Below are 1,622 nucleotides of genomic sequence, written 5' to 3'. Positions count from 1 at the left end.
TCCTCGTTCGTAGTAATGCCTTTAGGCATTTACAATTGAGATAATTAAATATCTTAAAAAATTCATGTTTGATAACGTTTGCAAATTTTTAGCCGAAAATTACAGCGAAGATTTTGCCCAATGGCTATTAGGCTATAAAGTCACTTTAACCGAATTAAAACCCACCGAGTTATCATTGCAACCCATTCGGGCAGATTCTCTTATCTTATTACAATCAGAAAACCTAGTTTTACATCTGGAATTTCAAACAGACACCGATGAAACAATGGCATTTCGGATGATTGATTATCGATTGAGGGTATATCGCCGTTATCCGCAAAAACAGATGAAACAAGTAGTAATTTACTTGCGAAAAACAAGTTCTGAATTAGCACAACAAAACAATTTCCGCTTAGAGAAAACCTACCATGAATTTGATGTAATTCGACTTTGGGCGCAACCTCCCGAATTATTTATGAATCAATTAGGTTTATTACCTCTAGCAGTGCTATCGTCAGGAGAAAATCCTAAAATGGTATTAACCCAGATAGCTCAAACCATTAAACAAGAATCTGATACAACGACAAAAAACAATCTATTAGCAATATCGAGCATTTTAGCGAACCATCAAACAAATATTAAGGAGCGACATTATGAAAGAATCCGTAATTTATCAAGAAATACTCCGAGAAGGAGAAATCAAAGGGGAAATGAGAGGAGAAATTAAAGGTAAAATTGAGGGAAAACTCGAAGCAAAAATCGAAATAGCCTTAAATTTGCTCAAGAATGAAATGTCGATCGAACAAGTGGTAATGTTTACAGGTTTACCCCAAGATACCATTGAGGAGTTAGCCCAAACGTTAACAAGAGAATCATAAAAAGTAGGGTGGGCATTGCCCACCCATAATATTAGCAAATTTCGATCACTAAAAGTGGCGCTGCGCGATCGAACTTCCTCGTTCGTAGTAATGCCTTTAGGCATTTACAATTGAGATAATTAAATATCTTAAAAAATTCATGTTTGATAACGTTTGCAAATTTTTAGCCGAAAATTACAGCGAAGATTTTGCTCAATGGCTATTAGGCTATAAAGTCACTTTAACAGAATTAAAACCCACCGAGTTATCATTACAACCAATTCGGGCAGATTCTCTTATCTTATTACAATCAGAAAACCTAGTTTTACATCTGGAATTTCAAACAGACACCGATGAAACAATGGCATTTCGGATGATTGATTATCGATTGAGGGTATATCGCCGTTATCCTCAAAAACAGATGAAACAAGTAGTAATTTACTTGCGAAAAACAAGTTCTGAATTAGCACAACAAAACAATTTCCGCTTAGAGAAAACCTACCATGAATTTGATGTAATTCGACTTTGGGAGCAACCTCCCGAATTATTTATGAATCAATTAGGTTTATTACCTCTAGCAGTGCTATCGTCAGGAGAAAATCCTAAAATGGTATTAACCCAGATAGCTCAAACCATTAAACAAGAATCTGATACAACGACAAAAAACAATCTATTAGCAATATCGAGCATTTTAGCGGGATTAGTTCTAAACGAAACAACCATCAAACAAATATTAAGGAGCGACATTATGAAAGAATCCGTAATTTATCAAGAAATACTCCGAGA

At 35.0% G+C, this 1,622-nt stretch carries 1 protein-coding gene and 1 pseudogene; both read left to right on the top strand.

The genetic code is table 11. The features are described 5' to 3' along the window. Positions 1-64 precede the first annotated feature (64 nt). A pseudogene (locus ACN4EE_RS23165) lies at positions 65-857 on the top strand (Rpn family recombination-promoting nuclease/putative transposase). Positions 858-996: 139 nt separating this feature from the next. Continuing rightward, on the top strand, positions 997-1,622 hold a 626-nt coding region (locus tag ACN4EE_RS23160; RefSeq protein WP_431708869.1), incomplete at its 3' end, for an Rpn family recombination-promoting nuclease/putative transposase.

Source organism: Geminocystis sp. CENA526 (assembly GCF_050753365.1).
Taxonomy (GTDB): domain Bacteria; phylum Cyanobacteriota; class Cyanobacteriia; order Cyanobacteriales; family Cyanobacteriaceae; genus Geminocystis.
The sequence above is the reverse complement of the archived record's forward strand: the minus strand, read 5'-3'. Positions and strand labels throughout refer to the sequence as shown.